Source organism: Streptomyces sp. LBL, from assembly GCF_029893585.1.
GTDB lineage: Bacteria > Actinomycetota > Actinomycetes > Streptomycetales > Streptomycetaceae > Streptomyces.
In genome coordinates this window covers 217559-242850 of the sequence record NZ_JARXYX010000005.1, presented here as the reverse complement: position 1 = coordinate 242850, position 25292 = coordinate 217559, and the positions used below count along the sequence as shown (strand labels likewise).

Sequence of the window (25292 nt, the reverse complement as noted above, 5' to 3'; positions counted from 1 at the left end):
GCCATGGGACTCGAAGAAAAGCTGCCGAGCGGCTTCCTGCTGACCACCGTCGAGCAGGCCGCGGGCTGGGTGCGCAAGTCGTCCGTCTTCCCGGCCACCTTCGGCCTCGCCTGCTGTGCCATCGAGATGATGACCACCGGCGCCGGCCGATACGACCTGGCCCGCTTCGGCATGGAGGTCTTTCGCGGATCCCCGCGCCAGGCGGACCTCATGATCGTCGCCGGCCGGGTCAGCCAGAAGATGGCGCCGGTGCTGCGGCAGGTCTACGACCAGATGCCGAACCCCAAGTGGGTGATCTCCATGGGGGTCTGCGCCTCCTCGGGCGGCATGTTCAACAACTACGCCATCGTTCAGGGCGTCGACCACGTCGTCCCGGTCGACATCTATCTCCCCGGCTGCCCGCCACGGCCGGAGATGCTGATGGACGCCATCCTCAAGCTCCACCAGAAGATCCAGACCTCCAAGCTCGGCGTGAACGCCGAGGAGGCGGCCCGGGAGGCGGAGGAAGCGGCGCTCAAGGCCCTGCCGACGATCGAGATGAAGGGGCTGCTGCGGTGAGTGACGCGAACGGCACCACAGGCGCGGGCGGGGCGAACGGGGTGAACCCCGAAAAGGACCTCGGCGCCGACAACCTCCCCGGCCGGCGCGGCGAGGGCGGTGAGGAGATCCGCGTCCAGCGCGGCATGTTCGGCGCGAACAACGGCGGCGACACCTCCGGCTACGGCGGCCTGGTCCGCTCGGTCCGCCTTCCGGGACCGGCGAGCCGGCCCTACGGCGGCTGGTTCGACGAGGTCGCCGACGAACTGGAAGGCGCACTGGAGGAGCAGGGGCTCCTGCCCGACAACGCGATCGAGAAGACGGTCGTCGACCGCGACGAACTCACCTTCCACATCGAACGTGAGCACCTGGTCCGGGTCGCCCGCACCCTGCGCGACGACCCCGCCCTGCGCTTCGAGCTGTGCACGGGCGTCAGCGGGGTCCACTACCCGCACGACAAGGGACGCGAGCTGCACGCCGTCTACCACCTGCGCTCGATCACCCACAACCGGCTGATCCGCCTGGAAGTCAGCGCCCCGGACACCGACCGGCACATCCCGTCCCTGGTCCCCGTCTATCCGACCAACGACTGGCACGAGCGGGAGACCTACGACTTCTTCGGCATCGTCTTCGACGGTCACCCGGCCCTGACGCGGATCATGATGCCGGACGACTGGCAGGGCCACCCGCAGCGCAAGGACTACCCCCTCGGCGGGATCCCCGTCGAGTACAAGGGCGCCCAGATCCCGGCTCCGGACCAGCGGAGGTCGTACTCATGAGCACTTCGCACGCCTCCCCTCGGGAGACCACCGAGGGCACCGTCTACACGGTCACCGGTGGCGACTGGGACGAGGTCGTCCAGTCCGCGGCCCGTGCCGACGACGAGCGCATCGTCGTCAACATGGGCCCCCAGCACCCCTCCACCCACGGGGTGCTCCGCCTGATCCTCGAGATCGACGGTGAGACGGTCACCGAGGCCCGCTGCGGCATCGGCTACCTGCACACCGGCATCGAGAAGAACCTCGAGTACCGCACGTGGACACAGGGCACCACGTTCGTGACGCGCATGGACTACCTGACGTCCTTCTTCAACGAGACCGCCTACTGTCTCGCCGTCGAGAAACTCCTCGGCATCGAGGACCAGATCACCGACCGGGCCACGATCATCCGCGTGCTCCTCATGGAGCTGAACCGGCTTTCGTCGCACCTGGTGTGCATCGCCACCGGCGGCATGGAGCTCGGCGCCACCACGATCATGATCTACGGATTCCGTGATCGTGAATTGATTCTCGACATCTACGAGCTCATCACGGGCCTTCGGATGAACCACGCGTACATCCGCCCCGGCGGCCTTGCGCAGGATCTGCCGCCCGGCGCGGTGGACCACATCCGCGAGTTCGTGAAGAAGATGAAGAAGAACCTTCCGGAGTACGACAAGCTCGCCACCGGGAACCCCATCTTCAAGGCCCGTATGCAGGACGTCGGCTACCTCGACCTGGCCGGCTGCATGGCCCTCGGCGCCACCGGCCCGATCCTGCGCTCCACCGGCCTGCCGCACGACCTGCGCAAGACCCAGCCGTACTGCGGCTACGAGACGTACGACTTCGATGTCCCGACCGCCGACACCTGCGACGCCTACGGCCGCTTCCTGATCCGTCTGGAAGAGATGCGCCAGTCCCTGCGGATCGTCGAGCAGTGCCTGGACCGGCTGCAGCCCGGCCCGGTCATGGTCGCCGACAAGAAGATCGCCTGGCCCGCCCAGCTCGCCCTGGGCCCGGACGGCCTCGGCAACTCCCTCGACCACATCAAGAAGATCATGGGCACCTCCATGGAGGCCCTGATCCACCACTTCAAGCTGGTCACCGAGGGCTTCCGCGTGCCGCCGGGACAGACGTACGCGGCCGTCGAGTCGCCCAAGGGTGAACTCGGGGTGCACGCCGTCTCCGACGGAGGCACCCGCCCCTACCGGGTCCACTACCGGGACCCGTCCTTCACCAACCTGCAGGCCATGGCGGCGATGTGCGAGGGCGGCCAGGTCGCCGACGTCATCGTCGCCGTCGCATCCATCGACCCCGTGATGGGAGGCGTCGACCGGTGACCACCTCTTCTTCGGAGCGGGGCGTCAGCCTGGGCATGCCCGGACTGCCCGCACCCGCCTACCCGGACGACGTCCGAGCCCGGCTGGAGACCGACGCGCGCGAGATCATCGCCCGCTACCCCGACTCCCGGTCCGCGCTCCTGCCGTTGCTGCATCTCGTGCAGTCGGAGGAGGGCCATGTCACGCGCACCGGGATGAAGTTCTGCGCGGACACGCTGGACCTGACCACGGCCGAAGTCACCGCGGTCGCCACCTTCTACACCATGTACCGGCGCAGGCCGTCGGGTGACTACCAGGTCGGCGTCTGCACCAACACCCTGTGCGCGGTGATGGGCGGCGACGAGATCTTCGAGGAGCTCCAGGAGCACCTGGGCGTCGGCAACGGCGAGACCACCGACGACAACAAGGTCACCCTGGAGCACATCGAGTGCAACGCGGCCTGCGACTTCGCGCCGGTGGTGATGGTCAACTGGGAGTTCTTCGACAACCAGACCCCGGCCACTGCCAAGCGCCTCGTCGACGACCTGCGCGCGGGAAGGCCCGTCCAGCCCACGCGCGGGGCACCGCTGTGCACCTTCAAGGAGACCGCACGGATCCTGGCCGGCTTCCCCGACGAGCGGCCCGGGGCCGTCGAGGCAAGCGTCAGTGCGGGACCCGCTTCGCTGGTGGGCCTCCGCCTGGCCAGAGGAGAGGCCGCACCCGCGCGCGTGGTCCATCCGCGCGACGGCGGTCCGCACGACGAACCCCAGGACGGGGCAGTGCACGAGCCGTCGCCCACCGAGCACCTGAGCTCACACGACGCGCCACAGGACACGTCGGCCTCCGACCCAGCCCACCCGTCGCCCACCACCGCCCGTGATGGAGGGGCTTCGCCCCGCCCTGCTGATACGGCAGGGCCCGCCGCCGAGGAGGGGGAGTGATGACCTTGGCAGCCGAACTGAAAGACACCAGCCCCGAGAAGCTGCTCGCACCCGTGCTGTCGGCCTTCTGGGACGAGGACAGGTCCTGGTCTCTGGACGTCTACCGAAGGCACGAAGGATACGAGGGCCTGCGCAAGGCGCTCGCCATGTCGCCTGACGACCTGATCGCGTACGTCAAGGACTCCGGTCTGCGCGGCCGCGGCGGTGCGGGATTCCCCACGGGAATGAAATGGCAGTTCATTCCCCAGGGGGATGGAAAGCCACACTATCTAGTTGTCAACGCCGACGAGTCGGAGCCTGGAACCTGCAAGGACATCCCGCTCCTCTTCGCGAACCCGCACAGCCTCATCGAGGGCATTGTCATCGCGTGTTATGCCATCAGGTCGTCGCATGCCTTCATCTATCTGCGTGGTGAGGTCGTCCCCGTCCTGCGGCGGCTGCACTCGGCCGTCGCTGAGGCCTGTACGGCGGGCTATCTCGGCGAGAACATCCTGGGCAGCGGGCTCAATCTTGAACTCACCGTGCACGCGGGTGCCGGCGCGTACATCTGCGGTGAGGAGACCGCGCTCCTGGATTCGCTCGAAGGCCGCCGGGGTCAACCGCGGCTCCGTCCCCCCTTTCCTGCCGTCGCGGGCCTCTATGCGTGCCCGACTGTGGTGAATAACGTCGAATCGATCGCGTCGGTTCCCGCGATCCTGCACAAAGGAAAAGACTGGTTCAGGTCGATGGGCAGCGAGAAGTCCCCGGGCTTCACGCTCTACTCGCTCAGCGGCCACGTCGCCGGCCCCGGCCAGTACGAGGCCCCGCTCGGCATCACCCTCCGCCAGCTCCTGGAGATGAGCGGTGGGATGCGCCCCGGTCACCGGCTGAAGTTCTGGACGCCGGGCGGCTCCTCGACGCCGATGTTCACCGACGAGCACCTCGACGTCCCTCTTGACTACGAAGGAGTGGGCGCCGCGGGTTCCATGCTCGGCACGAAAGCGCTCCAGTGCTTCGACGAGACGACCTGCGTGGTCCGCGCCGTCACCCGCTGGACCGAGTTCTACGCCCACGAGTCCTGCGGCAAGTGCACCCCGTGCCGCGAAGGCACGTACTGGCTGGTGCAGTTGCTGCGCGACATCGAGGCCGGCAAGGGCGCCATGTCCGACCTCGACAAGCTCAACGACATCGCCGACAACATCAACGGCAAGTCCTTCTGCGCCCTCGGCGACGGTGCCGCCTCGCCGATCTTCTCCTCGCTCAAGTACTTCCGCGAGGAGTACGAGCAGCACATCACGGGCCGCGGCTGTCCCTTCGACCCGGCCAAGTCGACGGCCTGGGCCGACCGCACGGAGGTGAACGCATGACCGTGACCGCCAACGCTCCCGCCGGCGGAGGAGAAGCGGCGCTCCCGCCGGAAGATCTCGTGTCGCTGACGATCGACGGCGTCGAGATCAGCGTGCCGAAAGGCACCCTGGTCATCCGGGCCGCCGAGCAACTCGGCATCGAGATCCCCCGGTTCTGCGACCATCCCCTCCTCGACCCGGCCGGCGCCTGCCGCCAGTGCATCGTCGAGGTCGAGGGCCAGCGCAAGCCGATGGCTTCCTGCACGATCACCTGCACGGACGGAATGGTGGTGAAGACCCACCTCACCTCGCCGGTCGCCGAGAAGGCCCAGCACGGTGTGATGGAACTGCTCCTCATCAATCACCCGCTGGACTGCCCGGTCTGCGACAAGGGCGGCGAGTGTCCCCTGCAGAACCAGGCGATGTCGCACGGCAACGCCGAGTCCCGCTTCGAAGGCAAGAAGCGGACATACGAGAAGCCCGTCCCCATCTCCACGCAGGTGCTGCTCGACCGTGAGCGGTGCGTGCTGTGCGCCCGCTGTACCCGGTTCTCCCACCAGATCGCGGGCGACCCGATGATCGAGCTGATCGAGCGGGGCGCGCTCCAGCAGGTCGGCACCGGCGAGGGCGACCCCTTCGAGTCGTACTTCTCCGGCAACACCATCCAGATCTGTCCGGTCGGCGCGCTGACCTCGGCGGCGTACCGGTTCCGCTCCCGCCCCTTCGACCTGATCTCCTCGCCCTCGGTGTGCGAGCACTGCTCCGGCGGCTGCGCCACCCGCACCGACCACCGGCGCGGCAAGGTCATGCGGCGGCTCGCGGCCGACGACCCCGAGGTCAACGAGGAGTGGATCTGCGACAAGGGGCGCTTCGCGTTCCGGTACGCGCAGCAGCGGGACCGGCTCGAGACGCCCCTGGTGCGCAATCCCGAGGGTGAGCTCGTACCGGCGTCCTGGCCGGAGGCGCTGCAGATCGCGGCCCAGGGTCTGCTCGCCTCGCGGGGCCGGACGGGAGTCCTGACCGGCGGCCGGCTCACCATCGAGGACGCCTACGCGTACAGCAAGTTCGCGCGCGTGGCGCTCGACACCAACGACATCGACTTCCGCGCGCGGGTGCACAGCCCCGAGGAGGCCGACTTCCTGGCCGCCCGGATCGCCGGACGGGGTCGTGACCTCGACGGTACGGGCGTCACGTACACCGCTCTGGAGAAGGCGCCCGCCGTTCTGCTGGTCGGGTTCGAGGCCGAGGAGGAGGCGCCCGGCGTCTTCCTGAGGCTGCGCAAGGCCTGGCGGGGGCACAGGCAGAAGGTGTTCTCTCTCGCCACGCACACCACGCGCGGTCTGGAGAAGGCGGGCGGCACGCTGCTGCCGGCCGCTCCCGGCACCGAGACCGAGTGGCTGGACGCGCTCGCGAGCGGGGTCGGTCTGGAGGATGACGGGGCGAGGGCGGCCGCGGAGGCGCTGCGCACCGAGGGTGCGGTGATCGTCGTAGGTGAACGGCTGGCCGCCGTGGCCGGCGGGCTGACCGCCACCGTACGGGCAGCGTCCGCGACCGGCGCACAGTTGGTGTGGATCCCGCGCCGGGCCGGGGAGCGCGGTGCCGTCGAGGCGGGCGCGCTGCCCACCCTGCTGCCGGGCGGCCGTCCGGCGACCGACCCGCGCGCGCGGGACGAGGTCGCCGCGGTATGGGGTCTGGCGCAACTGCCGCACCGCTACGGGCGCGACACGGATCAGATCGTGGAGGCCGCCGCCGGTGGCGCACTCCAGGCGCTGGTGGTCGCGGGCGTCGAGGTCGACGACCTGCCGGACCCGGCACGCGCGCGTGAGGCACTCCAGGAGGTCGGCTTCCTGGTGTCGCTGGAACTGCGGCCCAGCGAGGTCACCGCACTCGCGGACGTCGTGCTGCCGGTGGCCGCGGTCGCCGAGAAGGCGGGCACCTTCCTCAACTGGGAAGGCCGAGTGCGTTTCTTCGAGGCAGCGCTCAAGCCCGACCACATGACCCGCCGCCTCGCGCCCACCGACGCGCGCGTGCTCCAGATGCTGGCCGACGCCATGGACGTACACCTGGGGCTGCCGGATCTGCGCACCACGCGCGCGGAGCTGGACCGGCTGGGTGCCTGGGACGGGCCACGGGCCACCGAACCCCTGGAGCACGCCGCCACGTTGCCGCGACCGGCCGCCGGAGAGGCCGTGCTGGCCGGGCACCGGCTGCTGCTGGACCAGGGTGTCCTCCAGCAGGGAGACGAGGCGCTCGCCGGGACGCGGCACGCGGCCCACGCGCGCGTGTCGCCCGCGACCGCCGCCGAAGCCGGCGTGAAGGACGGCGACCTGCTCGCCGTGACCGGCCCCGCCGGAGCCTGTGAGTTCCCGCTGCGCATCACCGAGATGCCGGACCGGGTGGTCTGGCTCCCGCTGAACTCCGCGGGCGGGGGTGTCGCCTCCGACACCGGGGCGCGGCCCGGTTCCCTCGTCCGCATCGGACCGGCGACGCTCGCCGCCGAAGCTCCCAAGGAGGTGGAGGCATGAGCCCGTACCTCGCCGCAGAAGACCTCTCGATGTTCGGCACCGACCCCTGGTGGCTCGTCGTCGTCAAGGCGGTTTTCTGCTTCGCCTTCCTGATGGTGACCGTGTTGTTCTCCATCGTGTGGGAGCGCAAGGTCGTCGCCTGGATGCAGCTGCGCATCGGCCCGAACCGGCACGGCCCCTGGGGCATGCTCCAGTCGCTCGCCGACGGCATGAAGCTGATGCTCAAGGAAGACGTCATCGTCAAACGCGCGGACAAGGTGGTCTACGTCCTCGCGCCGATCGTCGCGGCCATCCCGGCCTTCATGGCGATCGCGGTGATCCCCTTCGGGCCGGCCGGCAACGAGATCTCGATCTTCGGCCAGCGCACCGCGATGCAGCTCACCGACCTGCCGATCGCGATGCTCTTCATCCTCGCGGTCGCCTCGGTCGGTATCTACGGCATCGTGCTGGCGGGTTGGAGTTCCGGATCCACTTACCCGCTGCTCGGCGGTCTGCGCTCCTGCGCACAGATGATCTCCTACGAGATCGCCATGGGCGCCGCGTTCGCCTCGGTGTTCCTCTACTCCGGGTCCATGTCGACCTCCGCGATCGTCGAACAGCAGCATGACCGCTGGTACATCGTGCTGCTGCCGGTGTCCTTCCTGATCTACATCGTGACGATGGTCGGCGAGACCAACCGTGCCCCCTTCGACATGCCGGAATCCGAGGGCGACCTGGTCGGCGGCTTCAACACCGAGTACTCGTCGATCAAGTTCGCGATGTTCATGCTCGCCGAGTACGTGAACATGGTGACGGTCTCGGCCGTGGCGACCACGCTCTTCCTGGGCGGCTGGCGGGCCCCCTGGCCGGTCAGCACCTTCTGGGAGGGCGCCAACCACGGCTGGTGGCCGCTGCTCTGGTTCGTGATCAAGGTGCAGTTGCTGCTGTTCTTCTTCATCTGGCTGCGCGGCACGCTCCCGCGCGTCCGCTACGACCAGCTGATGAAGCTCGGCTGGAAGGTCCTCATCCCGATCTCCCTGGTCTGGCTGATGCTCGTCGCCACCGTGCGGACCCTCAAGAACGAGAACTACGACTTCGCCGACATCGCCCTCTACGTCGCCGGCGGTGTCCTCGTCCTGCTGTTGCTCTCCTTCGTCGCCGACACGTTCCGCGACAAGGCCAAGGCAGCCGAGCAGCCCGTCGAGGAACCGGCAGGGTTCGACCCGATGGCCGGCGGATTCCCCGTACCGCCGCTGCCGGGACAGGAGCTCCCGCCGGTGCCGCGGCGCCGCTCGCGCCGCGAGCGGGAGCTGATTGTCAGTGGTGGGCCCGATACTCAGAGTGACGGATCTCTGGATGGAAAGGAGGCGTCCGATGGCTGAGGAGCCCAAGGAGGCCGGGCAGACGAAGCCTGGCTTCCAGAACCCCGTGGCCGGCTTCGGCGTGACCTTCAAGGCCATGTTCAAGAAGCGGCTGACCGAGCAGTACCCGGAGCAGCAGAAGACCACCGCTCCCCGTTTCCACGGACGGCACCAGCTCAACCGGCATCCGGACGGCCTGGAGAAGTGCATCGGCTGCGAGCTGTGCGCCTGGGCCTGCCCCGCCGACGCCATCTATGTGGAGGGCGCCGACAACACCGACGAGGAGCGTTACTCGCCCGGCGAGCGGTACGGCCGCGTCTACCAGATCAACTACGCCCGCTGCATCCTGTGCGGCCTGTGCATCGAGGCGTGCCCCACGCGCGCGTTGACGATGACCAACGAGTTCGAGCTCGCCGACAGCAGCCGCGCCAACCTCATCTACACCAAGGAACAGCTGCTCGCCGGCCTCGATGACGGCATGGTCGACTCGCCGCACGCCATTTACCCGGGGACCGACGAACAGGACTATTACCAGGGCCTGGTGACGGAGGCGGCAGCCGGCACCGAGCGCCAAGTGGCTCTCTCCAAGGGCGAAGTGGTGCAGGAGGCCGCGTCCACCTTCGGTGAGGGCGAACCGGCGTCCGGGAAGGTGATCGACCGATGACCGCGCACCTCGCCGTCCACTCCACGTCCCTCGCGGATTACTCGACCTCCACGGGTGAGGCCTTCCAGTTCTGGGTCCTCGGCACTGTCGCCGTGATCGGGGCTCTGTGCACCGTCTTCATGAAGAGGGCCGTGCACAGCGCGCTCTGTCTTGCCGGCACCATGATCATTTTGGCGGTGTTCTACCTCGCCAACGGCGCCTACTTCCTCGGCGTCGTCCAGATCATCGTCTACACCGGCGCGATCATGATGTTGTTCCTGTTCGTGGTGATGCTCGTCGGCGTCACCGCGGCGGACTCCCTGAAGGAGACCATCAGGGGCCAGCGCTGGCTGGCCCTGGCGTGCGGGCTCGGCTTCGGCGTCCTGCTGTTCGCGGGCATCGGCAACGCCTCCCTCACGGAGTTCAACGGTGTCGGCCAGGCCAACGCGAACGGGAACGTGCAGGGCCTCGCCGCCCTCATGTTCACCAAGTACGTCTTCGCCTTCGAGATCACCGGCGCCCTGCTGATCACGGCCGCCGTCGGCGCCATGGTGCTCACCCACCGCGAGCGCACCGAGCGTCCCAAGACGCAGCGCGAGATGTCCGAGGAGCGGGTGCGCGAGGGCAAGCACCTACCGCCGCTGCCGGCACCCGGCGTGTACGCCCGGCACAACGCCGTGGACATCGCGGGCCTGCTGCCCGACGGCACCCCGTCCGACCTCACCGTCAGCAAGACGCTGCGGGAGCGCGGCCAGATCCGGGACGTGTCGCAGGAGGCGATCAACGACCTGCGGGCCTTGGAGCAGCGCGCCGAGGAGCGCCTGGAACGCACCCCGATCGTACCGGCGGACCACAAGCGGCCCGAGGAGGCGTCGAAGTGAACCCCGTCAACTACCTCTACCTCGCCGCCCTGTTGTTCACGATCGGCGCCACGGGTGTGCTGATCCGGCGCAACGCGATCGTCGTGTTCATGTGTGTCGAGCTCATGCTCAACGCCTGCAACCTCGCGTTCGTCGCCTTCTCCCGGATGCACGGCAACCTCGACGGCCAGATCATCGCCTTCTTCACGATGGTCGTCGCCGCCGCGGAGGTCGTGGTCGGGCTGGCGATCATCGTGTCGCTGTTCCGTTCCCGCCACTCGGCCTCGGTCGACGACGCCAGCCTGATGAAGCTGTAAGGGGTCGCTGAACCGTGACTAACGCTGAGAACCTGATCGCGCTGCTCATCGCGGCGCCCCTGCTCGGAGCGGCGGTCCTGCTGTGCGGCGGCCGGAGACTGGATGCCGTCGGCCACTGGATCGGCACGGCCCTGGCCGCCGCGTCCTTCGTGGTCGGCGTGATCCTCTTCGCCGACCTGCTCGGTAAGGGAGCCGAACACCGCACGCTCACCCAACACCTGTTCAGCTGGGTGCCGGTCGAGGGCTTCCAGGCGGACGTCGGCTTCCAACTCGACCAGCTGTCGATGACGTTCGTGCTGCTGATCACCGGCGTCGGCTCGCTGATCCACCTGTACTCGATCGGGTACATGGAGCACGACGAACGGCGCCGCCGCTTCTTCGGCTACCTGAACCTGTTCCTCGCGGCGATGCTGCTGCTCGTCCTCGCCGACAACTACCTCCTGCTGTACGTCGGCTGGGAGGGCGTCGGCCTCGCCTCCTACCTGCTGATCGGCTTCTGGCAGCACAAGCCCAGCGCGGCCACGGCGGCGAAGAAAGCCTTCCTGGTCAACCGGGTCGGCGACATGGGCCTGTCGATCGCGATCATGCTGATGTTCACGACGTTCGGCACCTTCGCCTTCGGTCCGGTGCTCGGCACCCAGGAAAAGCCCGGGCTCGTCGGCGACGCCTCCGAGGCCACACTCACCGGCATCGCCCTGATGCTCCTGCTCGCCGCCTGCGGCAAGTCGGCCCAGGTGCCACTGCAGTCCTGGCTCGGGGACGCGATGGAGGGCCCGACCCCGGTCTCGGCCCTCATCCACGCCGCGACGATGGTGACCGCGGGCGTCTACCTCATCGTCCGCTCCGGCGCCATCTTCAACGCGGCGCCCGACGCGCAACTCGTGGTCACGATCGTCGGGGCGGTCACGCTCCTGTTCGGTGCGATCGTCGGTTGCGCGAAGGACGACATCAAGAAGGCGCTGGCCGGCTCGACCATGTCGCAGATCGGCTACATGGTGCTCGCCGCGGGCCTCGGCCCCATCGGCTACGTCTTCGCGATCATGCACCTGGTGACGCACGGCTTCTTCAAGGCCGGGCTGTTCCTCGGTGCCGGTTCGGTCATGCACGGCATGAACGACGAGGTCGACATGCGGAAATACGGCGGCCTCAGGAAGTACATGCCGATCACCTTCGTCACCTTCGGCCTCGGCTACCTCGCCATCATCGGCTTCCCGGGCCTGTCCGGCTTCTTCTCCAAGGACAAGATCATCGAGGCGGCCTTCGCCAAGGGCGGCACCGAGGGCTGGATCCTCGGCGGCGCGGCCCTGCTGGGCGCGGCCATCACGGCGTACTACATGACACGCGTGATGCTGATGACGTTCTTCGGAGAAGAACGGTGGCGCCGTCAGCCGACCCGCTCCCCGGAGGCCCCGAGCGCGGAGCCCGCCGCCGAGCACCAGGGCGAGCACGCCGAACCGCACCCGCACGAGTCGCCCAGGACCATGACGATCCCGATGATCGTGCTGGCCTTCGGCTCGGTGTTCGCGGGCGGGTTCTTCAGCATCGGCGACCGTTTCCTGCACTGGCTGGAGCCCGTCACCGGCCACTCGGAGGGCGACTCGCCGGTCAGTGCCCTCACGGTCACCCTGGCCACCATGGCCCTCCTCGTCGTCGGCGTCGCCATCGCCTACGCCCAGTACGGCCGCCGTCCCGTCCCGGTCCTCGCCCCGCGTGGGTCGCTGCTCACCCGGGCCGCCCGGCGCGACCTGCTCCAGGACGACTTCAACCACGTGGTCCTGGTCCGCGGTGGAGAGCACCTCACCCGCTCGCTGGTGTACGTCGACCACACCCTGGTCGACGGTGTCGTCAACGGCACGGCGGCCTCGATGGGCGGCCTCTCCGGACGGATGCGCAGGCTGCAGAACGGCTTCGCGCGGTCGTACGCGGTCTCGATGTTCGGCGGTGCGGCGGTCCTCGTCGCCGCGACCCTGCTGATGAGGGCGGTCTGATACCGATGTCCTTTCCCCTGCTGACAGCGACGGCGGCGCTCCCGGCCCTCGGCGCGGTCGCCACGGCAGCCGTACCGGCCGCCCGGCGCACCGCCGCCAAGTGGCTGGCGCTGCTCGTCTCGCTCGCCACCCTGGTCCTCGCCGCGATCGTCCTGGTGCGCTTCGACCCGGACGGCGACCGCTACCAGCTCACCGAATCCCATGCCTGGATCAAGGACTTCGGGGTCCGCTACGAACTGGGCGTGGACGGCATCGCGGTCGCGCTCCTCGCGCTGACGGCGCTGCTGATCCCGTTCATCATCCTCGCGGGCTGGCACGACGCCGACCCGCTGGAGACGGGGAACAAACGCTGGCGGCCCACCCAGGGCTTCTTCGCCCTGATCCTGGCCGTCGAGGCGATGGTGATCATCTCCTTCGAGGCCACCGACGTCTTCCTCTTCTACATCTTCTTCGAAGCCATGTTGATCCCGATGTACTTCCTCATCGGCGGCTTCGGGGACCGGGCCCACCAGCACGGCGAGGAAACGGCGTCCACGCAACGGTCGTACGCGGCGGTGAAGTTCCTCCTCTACAACCTGGTCGGCGGTCTGATCATGCTGGCCGCGGTGATCGGCCTGTACGTGGTCGCCGGAAGCTTCAGCCTCCAGGAGATCGCCGCGGCTCGCGCCAACGGCTCGCTGGACATGGCGACCAACACCGAACGCTGGCTGTTCCTCGGCTTCTTCTTCGCCTTCGCGGTGAAGGCGCCCCTGTGGCCGCTGCACACCTGGCTGCCCAACGCCATGCAGGAGGCAACCACCCCGGTCGCCGTCCTCATCACGGCGGTCGTCGACAAGGTGGGCACCTTCGCGATGCTCCGCTTCTGCCTCCAGTTGTTCCCGGAGGCCTCGAAGTGGGCGACGCCCGTCATCCTCGTCCTGGCCCTGATCAGCATCATCTACGGGGCACTGCTCGCCGTCGGCCAGCGGGACATCAAGCGGCTGGTGGCGTACGCGTCGATCTCGCACTTCGGGTTCATCATCCTGGGCATCTTCGCGATGACCACCCAGGGGCAGTCCGGGGCGACGCTCTACATGGTCAACCACGGGATCTCGACGGCCGCCCTGATGCTGGTCGCCGGCTTCCTGATCTCGCGGCGCGGCTCGCGGCTCATCGCCGACTACGGCGGGGTGCAGAAGGTCGCCCCGTTGCTGGCTGGAACCTTCCTGATCGGCGGCCTTGCGACCCTGTCGCTCCCCGGGCTCGCGCCCTTCGTGAGTGAGTTCCTCGTCCTGGTCGGCACGTTCGCGCGCTATCCGGTGGTCGGGATCATCGCCACCTTCGGCATCGTGCTCGCCGCGCTCTACACCCTCGTCCTCTACCAGAGGACGATGACAGGCCCGGTGAAACCGGAGGTCTCCGCGATGCCCGACCTCCGGGTGCGCGAGTTGGTGGTCGTGGCTCCGCTGATCGCGCTGTTGATTTTCCTGGGCGTCTATCCGAAGCCCGTCACCGACATCGTCAACCCGGCGGTCAAGCAGACCATGTCCGATGTACAGAAGAAGGACCCCCAGCCCGAGGTGGAGGCGGCCAAGTGAGCGCAACAGCCGTCCACAGCCTGTGGACAACCGCGGCCGATCCGATCTCGAAGATCGACGCGCCGAAGTTCGAGTACGCACAATTGTCGCCCACCTTGATCGTCGTGGGCGCGGCGATCCTCGGGGTGCTGGTCGAGGCGTTCGTCCCGCGCAAGTCCCGTTACCACGTCCAGCTGTTCGTGTCCGTGGTCGCGCTGGTCGCCGCGTTCGCCGCGGTCGTGGCACTCGCCACCGACGGATACGCCACGACCAAGGCCGGCATCGTGGCCATGGGCGCGATCGCCGTCGACGGACCGGCCCTCTTCCTGCAGGGCACGATCCTGCTGGCGTCCCTGGTCGGCCTGTTCACCTTCGCCGAACGCCGGCTGGACCCGGAGGCGCACGGCAACCGTGTCGACTCCTTCGCCGCGCAGGCCGCGTCCGTGCCGGGTAGCGACAGCGAGAAGGCCGCGGTGAAGGCCGGGTTCACCACCACCGAGGTGTTCCCGCTGCTGCTGTTCGCCGTCGCCGGAATGCTGATCTTCCCGGCGGCCAACGACCTGCTGACGCTCTTCGTGGCGCTGGAGGTCCTCTCGCTTCCGCTGTATCTGCTGTGCGCGCTGGCCCGGCGCAAGCGACTGCTGTCGCAGGAGGCCGCGGTCAAGTACTTCCTGCTCGGCGCCTTCGCCTCCGCGTTCACCCTGTTCGGCATCGCCCTGCTGTACGGCTACGCGGGCTCGGTGTCGTACGCCAAGATCGCGCAGGTCGTCGACGGCACGGTCACCACGGTCGACCCGGCGCTCGCGGACACCATGGGCAACGACGCGCTGCTGCTGATCGGCGCCGCGATGCTGGTGATGGGCCTGCTCTTCAAGGTCGGCGCGGTGCCGTTCCACATGTGGACGCCCGACGTCTACCAGGGCGCGCCGACGCCGGTGACCGGATTCATGGCGGCGGCCACCAAGGTGGCGGCCTTCGGCGCGCTGCTGAGGATCCTGTACGTGGTGCTGCCGGGGTTGCGCTGGGACTGGCGTCCGGTCATGTGGGGCGTCGCGATCGTCACCATGCTCGGCGGTGCGATCGTCGCGATCACGCAGACCGACATCAAGCGGCTGCTGGCGTACTCGTCGATCGCGCACGCGGGCTTCATCCTCGCGGGTGTCATCGCGACCACGCCCGACGGTGTGTCCTCGGTCCTCTTCTACCTGGCCGCGTACTCGTTCGTGACGATCGGCGCGTTCGCGGTGGTCACGCTGGTCCGCGACGCGGGCGGCGAGGCCACCCACCTGTCCAAGTGGGCTGGGCTGGGACGGCGTTCACCGCTGGTGGCGGCCGTGTTCGCGGTGTTCCTGCTGGCCTTCGCCGGCATCCCGCTGACCTCCGGGTTCGCCGGGAAGTTCGCCGTGTTCAAGGCGGCGGCGGAGGGCGGCGCGGCCCCGCTGGTCGTGGTCGGTGTGATCTCGTCCGCGATCGCGGCCTTCTTCTACATCCGCGTCATCGTGCTGATGTTCTTCAGCGAGCCGAGGCCCGACGGCCCGACGGTGGCGGTGCCGTCGGCACTGACGACCACGGCGATCGGGGTGGGCGTGGCGGTGACGCTGGTGCTCGGCGTGGCCCCGCAGTACTTCCTCGACCTGGCGAACCAGGCGGGGGTCTTTGTGCGCTGACCCCGTGCGCTGACTTTGCGGTGCGGTGAGGAGGGCCTCGGTTCCCGTTGTGGGAGGCGGGGCCCTTCCCCTGGGGTCGGGCGGGACCAGCGGTATGTCATCGGCCTGTGGATAACTCCGGCGCTGTCAGTTCCTGCCCCTATCGTGGGGGCAGTGGTCGAGGGACGACGTACGGGGGGCACGGCAATGGGCGGGACAGGCGGGATCATCGAGATGCCAGGGATCACCGAGACGCCGGCGGCGGAGAGCGAGGCGCTGGCCACGCTGCACCGGGTCTTCGGGTACGAGGCCTTCCGCGGCGAGCAGAAAGAGGTCATCGAGCATGTGGTGGCCGGCGGGGACGCCGTCGTCCTCATGCCGACCGGCGGCGGAAAGTCGCTGTGCTATCAGATTCCGTCCCTGGTCAGGCCCGGTACGGGCATCGTGATCTCCCCGCTCATCGCGCTGATGCAGGACCAGGTGGACGCGCTGCGGGCGCTCGGGGTGCGTGCCGGGTTCATGAACTCCACGCAGGACTTCGACGAGCGGCGCGTGATGGAAGCCGAGTACCTGGCCGGCGAGCTGGATCTGCTCTACCTCGCGCCGGAGCGGCTTCGGCTGGAGTCCACGCTGGATCTGCTGTCGCGCGGCAAGATCGCCGTCTTCGCGATCGACGAGGCACATTGCGTGTCCCAGTGGGGCCACGACTTCCGTCCCGACTACCTCTCCCTGTCGCTGCTGGGCCGGCGCTGGCCGGACGTCCCGCGGATCGCGCTGACGGCTACGGCCACGCACGCGACGCACCAGGAGATCACCCAGCGGCTGAACATGCCGACGGCCCGCCATTTCGTGGCGAGCTTCGACCGGCCCAACATCCAGTACCGGATCGTGCCGAAGGCCGACCCCAAGAAGCAGCTGCTGAGTTTCCTGCGCGAGGAGCACGCGGGCGACGCCGGCATCGTGTACTGCCTGTCGCGCAAGTCGGTGGACTCGACGGCCGAGTTCCTCTCCCGCAACGGCATCGAGGCGGTGCCGTACCACGCGGGCCTGGACGCGGGCACCCGCGCGGCCCACCAGTCCCGCTTCCTGCGGGAGGACGGCCTGATCGTGGTCGCGACCATCGCCTTCGGCATGGGCATCGACAAGCCGGACGTCCGCTTCGTCGCCCACCTCGACCTGCCCAAGTCGGTCGAGGGCTACTACCAGGAGACAGGGCGCGCTGGCCGCGACGGACTGCCGTCCACCGCCTGGATGGCCTACGGCCTCAATGACGTCATACAGCAGCGCAAGATGATCCAGTCGAGCGAGGGCGACGAGGCGTTCCAGCGCCGGGCCGCCGCCCACCTCGACTCGATGCTGGCGCTGTGCGAGACAGTCCAGTGCCGGCGCGGTCAGCTCCTCGCCTACTTCGGCCAGGACCCGGACCCCACGGGCTGCGGCAACTGCGACTCCTGCCTCGTCCCGCCGGAGACCTGGGACGGCACGGTCGCGGCCCAGAAGGTGCTGTCGACGGTGGTGCGGCTGCAGCGGGAGCGGGGCCAGAAGTTCGGAGCGGTGCAGATCGTCGACATCCTGCAGGGCAAGCGCACCGCCAAGGTGATCCAGTTCGACCACGACCAGCTGTCCGTGTTCGGCATCGGCGAGGACCTCTCCGAGGGCGAATGGCGGAGCGTCGTACGGCAGTTGCTGGCGCAGGGACTGCTCGCGGTCGAGGGGGACTACGGCACGCTGGTGCTGACCGAGGTCAGCGGATCGGTGCTCCGGCAGGAGCGGGAGGTGCCGCTGCGCAAGGAGCCGAAGAAGGCGGTGACCTCGCGGTCGGCGTCCGGTTCGTCGGGCTCCGGGCGGGGCGAACGCAAGGCCAAGGCCGCGGCGGCCGAGCTGCCCGAGGAACTGCTGCCCGCCTTTGAGGCACTGCGAGAGTGGCGGGCCGAGCAGGCGCGGGAGCAGGGCGTTCCGGCGTACGTCATCTTCCACGACGCGACTCTTCGGGAGATCGCGACGGTGTGGCCCACCTCCGTGGAGCAGCTCGGCGGGATCAGCGGAGTCGGCGAGAAGAAGCTGGTGACGTACGGGGAGGGTGTGGTCGGGGTGCTGGCCGGTCTGGGCGGGCCTCCGGGAGCCGCGGCACCGGACTCCGCAGGTGGCTCCGGGACCGGGGCGCCGAGCCCGGCGGGCGAGGGCGAGGCGGGGCCGGACGACTGGCCGGAGATGGATGCGGAGCCTGAGCCGGAGGACTGGATATAGGCGTGGGTCTGGTGTGGGAGCGTTGGAGACCCTGTGTCGCCTGCGGCCCCCGCACCAGTGCCGGGCTCGTCACAGAGCCCGTGTCGCGTACGCCCTGACGTCCGCGTCCGGGTCGGTGATGGCCGTGGACGGGGCCGCGCGGGCGGCTTCGGCGCCGGCGTGGTGGGTCAGAGCCAAAACGGCGGCCTTGCGTACGTCGGCGTTCGGGTCGGCCAGGGCCTTGGCGAGCGCGGGGACGGCTGCGTCGGAGTCCGCCGCGGACAGGGCGGTGGCGGCACCCGACCGGACCTGCCAGGCAGGATCGGCCAGGGCGGCTGTGGCCCGGGCCGCGAGGGGTGGTGGGCAGCCGGTGGTGCCCAGCGCACCGTAGGCCGCGCCGCGTACCAGGGCGTCGGGGTCGGCGGTGAGGGTGCTGAGGGCGGCGAGCGCCGTGTGGACGGTGGCGGAGTCCGAGGCGGGAGCGGCCGTCGGCCCCTGGGGGCCGACGCCGAAGCGCGGCCCGTCTTGGGCGGACGCCACGGTGGCGGTCGGCGCGGCACCTGGGTAGGCCCCGGTCACAGGCTGTCAGGACAGGGCTGTCAGGCCTGGGGCGAAGGCGATCAATAGGGGGAGGAGGGGAATCAGTGCTGCCGCGGTGGTGGTGAGGAGGCGGTGTCTCGGACCCAGGCGGGGCTGGGGTTCCAAGAGGCGGTCCACTCGTTCGCCGAGGAGGCGGTGCGTGGAGGCGCAGGAGAGGACGCCGCGGTGCTGGTTGAGCTCGATCAGGGCCAGCGCCGTCGTCAGATGGCCGCAGCGGCGGGACGCTGTGTCGTCGGCGGCGAGTTCGACCAGGCGGTGGGTCTGGTCGCAGAAGTGGGAGAAGAGCGGGACCTGTGGGAAGCCGGTGGCCAGCGCGGTGGAAAGGTGCAGCAGCCAGTCGTGGCGGGCCCGGGCGTGGCCGCGTTCGTGGGTGAGGACCGCGTCGAGCTGGTGGTCGGTCAGCCGGTGCAGGGCCCCGGTCGTCACGACCAGCTGGGAGGGGCTGCCCGGCAACCACCAGGCGTCCGGGTACTCGTCCTCCAGCACCAGCAGCGGACCCCGAGCGGCGGCCCCCAGGCCGGGCGGCAGGTCCGGGGCACGTTCGCGCAGGTGCGCGCGGGCCTGACCGCGGCGGCGGCGCGCCTCGACGAGTTCCCGGGCCAGCATCGCGGTCGTCCAGGCCGCCCCGCAGCCCAGCAGCAGCGTGAGGACGACCGCCCAGGCCGGAGCCGCCGAGAGGTCGTAGGCCGCGGTCACGGCAGGCGGTGCCGGGGCGAAGACGTGGCCGCGGACCGTATGGAAGACGGCCGCGGCGCCCAACACCAACGCGGTCAGACAGCACAGCAGGACCGTGGCGACCAGACACTGCCACACCCACAGCGCGACCACCGGGTCCCGTTCGGGCCACTCGGCCCGGGTCAGCGCGCGCGGCACCGGTACGGCGGCTGTCAGAGCGACGGCACTCAGTAGGAGCAGGCAGAAAGTCATGCCACGGGCTCCGGATCCTGGTCGGAAAAGGGGCGGCTACGGAAGGACGACTGTGGGAAGACGAAGACGGAAGTGCGACTGTGGGGCGGCTGCAGCAGGGTGGCGACGGTTCGGCTGTGCGGCTCTGTGGCCGGCGGATACCGGCACCTCGTGAGCCCGCACCGCCGCGGTGCGATGTGCATGCCGCTCGTCGCCAGTATGACGGTGTGGGGCGCCGGAGTCAGGGCCAATGGGCAGGCGAAAATCACACCAGCCCCATCCGACCCCTCCCGTACCTCTCCTCCCAGTCTCCCAACGCATCCCGTACCGCCGCCTCCACCGTGGTGTCGTTCGCCCCCGCGGCCCGCGCCTGCGCCACGAACCGTCTTGCCAGCTCGGCCAGTTCGGCGGGGTCGGGGTCGTGTCGTTGTTCCGCGGCCAGCGGCGCCACCCGGGTTCCCGCCCCGCGTCGGGTGCGGATCAGGGATGCCGCCTCCAGCTCCCGGTACGCCCGCGCCACCGTCCCGGCCGCGAGACCCAGGTCGGCCGCGAGCTGCCGTACCGTCGGCAGACGCTCGCCCTCAGGCAGCCGCCCCGTGGTGATCAGCCCGGCGAGCTGGGCGTGGATCTGTTCGTACGGCGGGACCGGCCCGGCCGTATCGACCCCCAGGCCTCTTGTGTCAATCCCTTGATACAAGGTGCCCGGTGACCTCCCCCAACCCCACCCGCATCCCGTCCGGTCCCGGTGCCCAGGCCGACAGTGTCACCTCGTCGCCGTCTTCCAGGAACGTCCGCTTGCCGTCGGGGAGTTCGAGTGGCTCGTTGCCGTTCCAGGTCAGTTCCAGCAGGGAACCCCGTTCGCGCGCGGAGGGCCCGCTCACCGTTCCGGAGCCGTACAGGTCGCCGGTCCTGAGGGAGGCGCCGTTGACCGTCATGTGGGCCAGTTGCTGCGCGGCGGTCCAGTACATGGTGGAGAACGGCGGCTCCGACACCACATGGCCGTTGATCGCGACCGAGAGGCGCAGGTCGTAACCGCCGGGCTCGTCATCGGAGCCGGAGTCGTCCAGGTACTCCAGCAACGTGTGCGTGCGCCCCGGCGGAGTCACCCGTGCCTCCTCCAGGGCGTCCAGCGGGGTGATCCACGCCGACACCGAGGTGGCGAAGGACTTGCCGAGGAACGGGCCGAGAGGGACGTACTCCCATGCCTGGATGTCGCGCGCCGACCAGTCGTTGAGCAGGCAGAGCCCGAAGACGTGCTCGCGGAAGTCGGCCAGTGCCACGGTCTGCCCCATCGGCGACGGCACGCCGACCACGAAACCGATCTCCGCCTCGATGTCCAGGCGGATCGAGGGGCCGAAGACGGGCGCCGGGTCGGCCGGTGCCTTCCGCTGCCCCGACGGCCGTACGACATCGGTGCCCGAGACCACCACCGTCCCGGAGCGGCCGTGGTAACCGATCGGCAGATGCTTCCAGTTGGGGGTCAGGGAGTCGGCGGCGTCCGGGCGGAAGATGCGGCCGACGTTCCGGGCGTGGTGCTCGGAGGCGTAGAAGTCGACGTAGTCCGCGACCTCGAAGGGGAGGTGCAGAGTGACGCCGGACAGTGGGTGGAGGAATCCCGCGATCGCCTCCTGGTGGGACGGCACCGTCACCCATGCCGTCAGCGCGCGCCGCACGTCCGACCACGCGGTACGGCCGGCGGCGAGGAGCGGGTTCAGGGACGGCCGGGCGAGGAGGGAGACGTACGGGGAGCCCAGGGCCGCGGCCGCCGCGCCCGCGTCGAGCACGTGGTCGCCCAACCGGACGCCTACGGTCCGGTCCGCCGAACCGGGGAGTGAGAAGACGCCGTACGGAAGGTTGTGCGGGCCGAAGGGGTCACCCTCGGGAACATCGAAGGGGGGCATGGGGTGCTGCCTCGCTTTCGTGCAAAACCGTGCGGTCGATGGTGGGTGCTGCTGTGTGTCGATGTGGTCCATGGGGTGGTCCACGGGTGGTCAACGGGTGGCCCATGGCGGCTCCATGGGGTGGTGCATGTGGTCCAGCCACACGTTACGGCTGAGTTACCCCCTCGGGCAGTGTCTAAAGAGTTTGCAATGTCCGAAATTTCCTTGTCGGAGGTGGCAATTCCGGCTTAGCGTCCTTTGGGGGACACGGACGGGGTGGGTCCGGTCCGTAGGGGGGACACGTGGGGGGACCCGTGGCCGGACGTACCAGCAGTGTGCCGTTTTCAGCCGCTCGTGAAGTGCCGGGCCTGATCGTGAAGTTCGGCGACTACCCGCTGCACCATGGCGGCGTCGGTGCCATCCGCAGTCTGGGCCGCCTCGGCGTCCCGATGTACGCGATCACGGAGGACCGCTTCACGCCCGCGGCCGCGTCCCGCTACCTGGAACGCGCGTTCGTGTGGCCGACGACGGGGACGGAGGAACCGGAGCGACTGGTGGAGGGCCTGCTGCGGGTGGGGCGGCGGATAGGCCGGCCCACCGTGCTGATCCCCACCGACGAGGAGGCCGCGGTTCTGATCGCCGAACACCAGGGCGAACTCGCCGGCCGTTTCCTCTTCCCGCCCGTCGATCCAGGCCTGCCGCGCCGCCTCGCCAGCAAGCAGGGGCTGCACGAACTGTGCGTGGAACACGGGATTCCGAGCCCGCCCGCGGCCTTCCCGCAGTCGTACGACGATGTCGTCGACTTCGCCGAGAAGGCCCGCTTCCCCGTGGTGGCCAAGAACCGCGAGGCGTTCGTACGGCGAAAGCGGCCGGCCGTGAACGGCACCACCCGCATCGTCACCCGCGAGAAACTGCTGACCCTGGCCCGCGACTGGGGCGAGCACCCCGGAGTGATCCTCCAGGAGTACCTGCCGAGGGAGCAGGCGGAGGACTGGATCGTGCACGCGTACTTCGACCGGGACTCGGTTCCGCTGGCCCTGTTCACGGGGGTCAAGGTCCGCTCCTGGCCGCCGCACGCGGGCATGACAGCGCATGCGTACGTCGTCGACAATCCGGAACTCGTGGATCTCGCCGCGCGTTTCATCAAACAGATCGGTTTCACCGGAATCATCGACCTCGACCTGCGCTTCGACCGGCGCGACGGACAGTACAAACTCCTCGACTTCAACCCGCGCATGGGCGCCCAGTTCCGGCTCTTCGAGAGCGAGTCGGGGGTGGACGTGGTGCGTGCCATGCATCTGGATCTGACCGGGTGTGCTGTTCCGGAGGGGGAACAGCGGGCCGGCCACCGGTACGTCGTGGAGAACATCGACCTGCCCGCCCTGCTCGCCTACCGCCGCAGCGGCTATACGACGCCGCACGCGCCGGCGCGTGCGAGCGGGACGGAGCTGGCCTGGCTCGCGGGTGACGACCCGCTGCCGTTCCTCACGATGCTCGCGCGGTTCGTGCGGCCGGGCGCCAAGCATCTTTACCAGCTGTGGCGCACCAACCGCCGCGGCGGCCGTACCGGTTCAGGCTGTTAGCCGCCGGGGGGCGGACATCTGGCCGGCAGCAGAAACAACTATCCGAACGAGCCCACCAAGTGACCGAGCCCACCGAGTGACCGAGCCCACCGAGTGACCGAGTGACCGAGTGACCGAGTGACCGAGTAACGAAGTAACGAAGCAACGAAGTGACGTCCTGGGGAGGGACTTCGTGATCCAACCCGTAGCAGTCATCGGTGCCGGCCCTTTCGGCCTGTCGACCGCCGCGCATCTGCGGGGGCGTGGCATACCCGTGCGTGTCTTCGGCGAGCCCATGGTCAGCTGGCGTGACCACATGCCGGCCGGCATGCTCCTCAAGTCGACCCCGGCGGCCTCGTCCATCGACGCCCCGCAGCGCGGCCACACCCTGGTCGACTACTGCGAAGCGGCGGGCATACCGCGGCTGGTGACGGACGAGGACATCATTCCCGTCGAGACCTTCATCGCGTACGGCGAGTGGTTCCAGCAGGAGCTGGTGCCCGAGCTGGAGCGGGTGCGCGTGGTGTCCGTGGACCGGCGCACCTCCGCGGGCGGGGGCTTCGAACTCAAGCTCGACTCCGGTGAGTTGTTCACCGCGCGCGCGGTCGTCGTGGCGACCGGACTGTCCGGCCTCGCCCATCTGCCCTCGGAGCTGGCCGGAGCCGCGGCGGACGGACCCACCCCCAAGGGCCCGGTCTCCCACAGCTCCCAGCACCACGACCTCACCCGCTACGCCGGCAAGGAGCTGATCGTCGTCGGCGCGGGCCAGTCCGCGCTGGAGACAGCCGTACTGGCGGCGGAGGCGGGCGCACGGGTGCGGGTGGTGGCACGCGGGCGCGGCAGCGTCGCGTTCGGCGAGCCGCCGTGGCGTCAGCCGAGGCTGCGCCCGGAGTCCCCGTTCGGCCGCGCCTGGTCGCTGTGGGCGCTCAGCTACTACCCCCACCCCTACCGCCGCCTCCCGGCCCAGGTCCGCCACCACCTGGTCCGCCGGGTCCTCGGCCCGCTCGGCGCATGGTGGCTGCGCGAGCGCTTCGAGAGCACGGTGCGGGTCAGCGAGGTCGAGCGCGTGCTGCGCGCGGACACGTCCGACGGCCACCCGGCGCTCACGGTCCTCGGCCACACCGGCCGTACGGAACACCTGGCGGCGGACCACGTCATCGCGGCCACCGGCTACCGCGTCGACCTCGCCGCGATGGACTTCCTCGGCCCCGGACTGCGCACCCGGCTCGCAGTGAGCCGGGGAACGCCGAAGCTGGGCGTGGGGTACGTCTCGTCCGTCCCGGGCCTGTACTTCACGGGCCTGCCGTCGGCGGCGTCGTACGGACCCGTGATGCGGTTCGTGTGCGGGACGGAGTTCGCGTCACCGCGGCTGGCGAAACACCTGGCGGCCGCCCACAGTGCCCACGGTTAGGTATCGCTCGCCGACTTCTCCAGTCGGCCTGTCACCGTCGCCGCCACCGGTGACCGGAGCATGGGTCACCGCATGTGGAGGCGGTAGCCGTCCGGTTCGTGGCGAGTCGAGGGGGCGTTCCATCCGTATTCTCTGATCATGGCCGCACCCACCGCGTATTCACTCATCGCCACCGACCTGGACGGAACGCTGCTGCGCGGCGACGACACGCTCTCCGACCGGTCGCTCGCCGCGCTCGCGCGGGTGGCGGCGGCCGGTGCCCGGCACCTCGTCGTCACCGGCCGTCCGGCGCCCAGAGTGCGGCCCCTCCTCGACGACCTGGGCAGCGAGGGGCTCGCGGTGTGCGGGCAGGGCGCGCAGGTGTACGACGCCGGCGCGGACCGTCTGCTCTGGTCGGTCACCCTGGACCGGGAGCTGGCGGAGACCGCGCTCGGCAAGATCGAGGCCGAGGTCGGCCAGGTGTACGCGGCCGTCGACCAGGACGGTGTCGACGGCCTCACGCTGATCGAGCCGGGCTATCTGATGCCCCACCCGACGCTGCCCGCCGTCCGCGTGGACCGGCGTGACGACCTGTGGAGCGAGCCCATCAGCAAGGTACTGCTGCGCCATCCCGACCTGTCCGACGACGAGCTGGCGTCCACGGCGCGTTCCGTGGTGGGTTCCCTGGCCACGGTCACCATGTCGGGACCCGGGACCGTCGAACTCCAGCCGTGCGGCGTCACCAAGGCGACGGGCCTGGCGCTCGCCGCCGCCCACCTGGGCCTCGGCCCGCATCAGACCATCGCCTTCGGGGACATGCCCAACGACATCCCCATGTTCGACTGGGCCGCCCACGGCGTCGCGATGGCCAACGCTCACCCCGAGCTCAAGGCCGTGGCCGACGAGGTGACGCTGTCGAACGAGGACGACGGGATCGCCGTCGTCCTCGAAAGACTGTTTCCGCGGGGGTGAG

General features: G+C 69.5%; 20 protein-coding genes and 1 pseudogene. 17 read left to right on the top strand and 4 right to left on the bottom strand.

The genetic code is table 11. From position 1 onward, the window contains the following. Nucleotides 1-3: 3 nt before the first annotated feature. From M2271_RS08170 to recQ, 14 genes are all read left to right on the top strand, one after another. Nucleotides 4-558, top strand: coding sequence for an NADH-quinone oxidoreductase subunit B (locus tag M2271_RS08170; protein ID WP_016640165.1), 555 nt, complete (start codon nucleotides 4-6; stop codon nucleotides 556-558). Further along, nucleotides 555-1316 (top strand): NADH-quinone oxidoreductase subunit C, encoded by a 762-nt coding sequence (locus M2271_RS08165; protein WP_280886426.1) that lies wholly within the window; start codon nucleotides 555-557, stop codon nucleotides 1314-1316. The genes M2271_RS08170 and M2271_RS08165 overlap by 4 nt, the downstream gene beginning before the upstream one ends. After that, a complete protein-coding gene (locus M2271_RS08160) occupies nucleotides 1313-2635 on the top strand; it encodes an NADH-quinone oxidoreductase subunit D (protein ID WP_280886425.1) in 1323 nt (440 codons plus the stop codon). Before M2271_RS08165 ends, M2271_RS08160 begins: the two co-directional genes overlap by 4 nt. Continuing rightward, nucleotides 2632-3555, top strand: a complete 924-nt coding sequence (gene nuoE, locus M2271_RS08155; RefSeq protein ID WP_280886424.1) for an NADH-quinone oxidoreductase subunit NuoE — start codon at nucleotides 2632-2634, stop codon at nucleotides 3553-3555. The genes M2271_RS08160 and nuoE overlap by 4 nt, the downstream gene beginning before the upstream one ends. Beyond that, nucleotides 3552-4901 (top strand): NADH-quinone oxidoreductase subunit NuoF, encoded by a 1350-nt coding sequence (gene nuoF / locus M2271_RS08150; protein ID WP_280886423.1) that lies wholly within the window; start codon nucleotides 3552-3554, stop codon nucleotides 4899-4901. Before nuoE ends, nuoF begins: the two co-directional genes overlap by 4 nt. After that, complete coding sequence (locus M2271_RS08145; RefSeq protein ID WP_280886422.1) at nucleotides 4898-7405, top strand: NADH-quinone oxidoreductase subunit G; 2508 nt, start codon at nucleotides 4898-4900, stop codon at nucleotides 7403-7405. The genes nuoF and M2271_RS08145 overlap by 4 nt, the downstream gene beginning before the upstream one ends. Beyond that, nucleotides 7402-8766: an NADH-quinone oxidoreductase subunit NuoH gene (nuoH, locus tag M2271_RS08140; RefSeq protein ID WP_280886421.1), complete on the top strand. Its 1365-nt coding sequence runs from the start codon at nucleotides 7402-7404 to the stop codon at nucleotides 8764-8766. The genes M2271_RS08145 and nuoH overlap by 4 nt, the downstream gene beginning before the upstream one ends. Further along, nucleotides 8759-9409: an NADH-quinone oxidoreductase subunit NuoI gene (nuoI, locus tag M2271_RS08135; protein WP_280886420.1), complete on the top strand. Its 651-nt coding sequence runs from the start codon at nucleotides 8759-8761 to the stop codon at nucleotides 9407-9409. The genes nuoH and nuoI overlap by 8 nt, the downstream gene beginning before the upstream one ends. After that, nucleotides 9406-10269, top strand: coding sequence for an NADH-quinone oxidoreductase subunit J (locus tag M2271_RS08130; RefSeq protein ID WP_280886419.1), 864 nt, complete (start codon nucleotides 9406-9408; stop codon nucleotides 10267-10269). The genes nuoI and M2271_RS08130 overlap by 4 nt, the downstream gene beginning before the upstream one ends. Further along, a complete protein-coding gene (nuoK, locus tag M2271_RS08125) occupies nucleotides 10266-10565 on the top strand; it encodes an NADH-quinone oxidoreductase subunit NuoK (RefSeq protein ID WP_004927567.1) in 300 nt (99 codons plus the stop codon). The genes M2271_RS08130 and nuoK overlap by 4 nt, the downstream gene beginning before the upstream one ends. 14 nt (nucleotides 10566-10579) lie before the next feature. Beyond that, nucleotides 10580-12553 carry an NADH-quinone oxidoreductase subunit L gene (gene nuoL / locus M2271_RS08120; protein ID WP_280886418.1) on the top strand — a complete coding sequence of 658 codons (1974 nt, stop codon included), beginning with the start codon at nucleotides 10580-10582 and terminating at the stop codon, nucleotides 12551-12553. A gap of 5 nt (nucleotides 12554-12558) precedes the next feature. Further along, on the top strand, nucleotides 12559-14130 hold the full coding sequence (locus M2271_RS08115) for an NADH-quinone oxidoreductase subunit M (protein WP_280886417.1): 1572 nt from the start codon (nucleotides 12559-12561) through the stop codon (nucleotides 14128-14130). Next, complete coding sequence (gene nuoN / locus M2271_RS08110) at nucleotides 14127-15776, top strand: NADH-quinone oxidoreductase subunit NuoN (protein WP_280886416.1); 1650 nt, start codon at nucleotides 14127-14129, stop codon at nucleotides 15774-15776. Before M2271_RS08115 ends, nuoN begins: the two co-directional genes overlap by 4 nt. Before the next feature lie 186 nt (nucleotides 15777-15962). After that, the gene (gene recQ / locus M2271_RS08105) at nucleotides 15963-18002 is read left to right on the top strand and encodes a DNA helicase RecQ (RefSeq protein WP_280886512.1); all 2040 of its coding nucleotides are present in this window, start codon (nucleotides 15963-15965) and stop codon (nucleotides 18000-18002) included. A gap of 69 nt (nucleotides 18003-18071) precedes the next feature. On the opposite strand, the pseudogene M2271_RS08100 reads toward recQ, so the two are convergent. The 4 genes and pseudogenes from M2271_RS08100 to fahA form a co-directional block, all read right to left on the bottom strand. Then, a pseudogene (locus M2271_RS08100) lies at nucleotides 18072-18428 on the bottom strand (HEAT repeat domain-containing protein); the annotation flags it as partial. Nucleotides 18429-18566: 138 nt separating this feature from the next. Continuing rightward, complete coding sequence (locus tag M2271_RS08095) at nucleotides 18567-19508, bottom strand: M56 family metallopeptidase (RefSeq protein WP_280886415.1); 942 nt, start codon at nucleotides 19506-19508, stop codon at nucleotides 18567-18569. 244 nt (nucleotides 19509-19752) lie between these two features. Beyond that, on the bottom strand, nucleotides 19753-20184 hold the full coding sequence (locus M2271_RS08090) for a GntR family transcriptional regulator (RefSeq protein ID WP_280886414.1): 432 nt from the start codon (nucleotides 20182-20184) through the stop codon (nucleotides 19753-19755). Next, nucleotides 20168-21388: a fumarylacetoacetase gene (gene fahA / locus M2271_RS08085; protein ID WP_280886413.1), complete on the bottom strand. Its 1221-nt coding sequence runs from the start codon at nucleotides 21386-21388 to the stop codon at nucleotides 20168-20170. The genes M2271_RS08090 and fahA overlap by 17 nt, the downstream gene beginning before the upstream one ends. Before the next feature lie 293 nt (nucleotides 21389-21681). Between fahA and M2271_RS08080 the strand changes: the two genes are divergently transcribed. The 3 genes from M2271_RS08080 (at nucleotide 21682) to M2271_RS08070 (ending at nucleotide 25291) form a co-directional block, all read left to right on the top strand. Then, entirely contained in the window at nucleotides 21682-22950 is a 1269-nt protein-coding gene (locus tag M2271_RS08080; protein WP_280886412.1) for an ATP-grasp domain-containing protein, read from the top strand. A 172-nt stretch (nucleotides 22951-23122) separates the two neighbouring features. Next, a complete protein-coding gene (locus M2271_RS08075; protein ID WP_280886411.1) occupies nucleotides 23123-24340 on the top strand; it encodes an FAD-dependent oxidoreductase in 1218 nt (405 codons plus the stop codon). A 138-nt stretch (nucleotides 24341-24478) separates the two neighbouring features. Further along, a complete protein-coding gene (locus M2271_RS08070) occupies nucleotides 24479-25291 on the top strand; it encodes a Cof-type HAD-IIB family hydrolase (protein ID WP_280886410.1) in 813 nt (270 codons plus the stop codon). Nucleotide 25292: the final 1 nt, after the last annotated feature.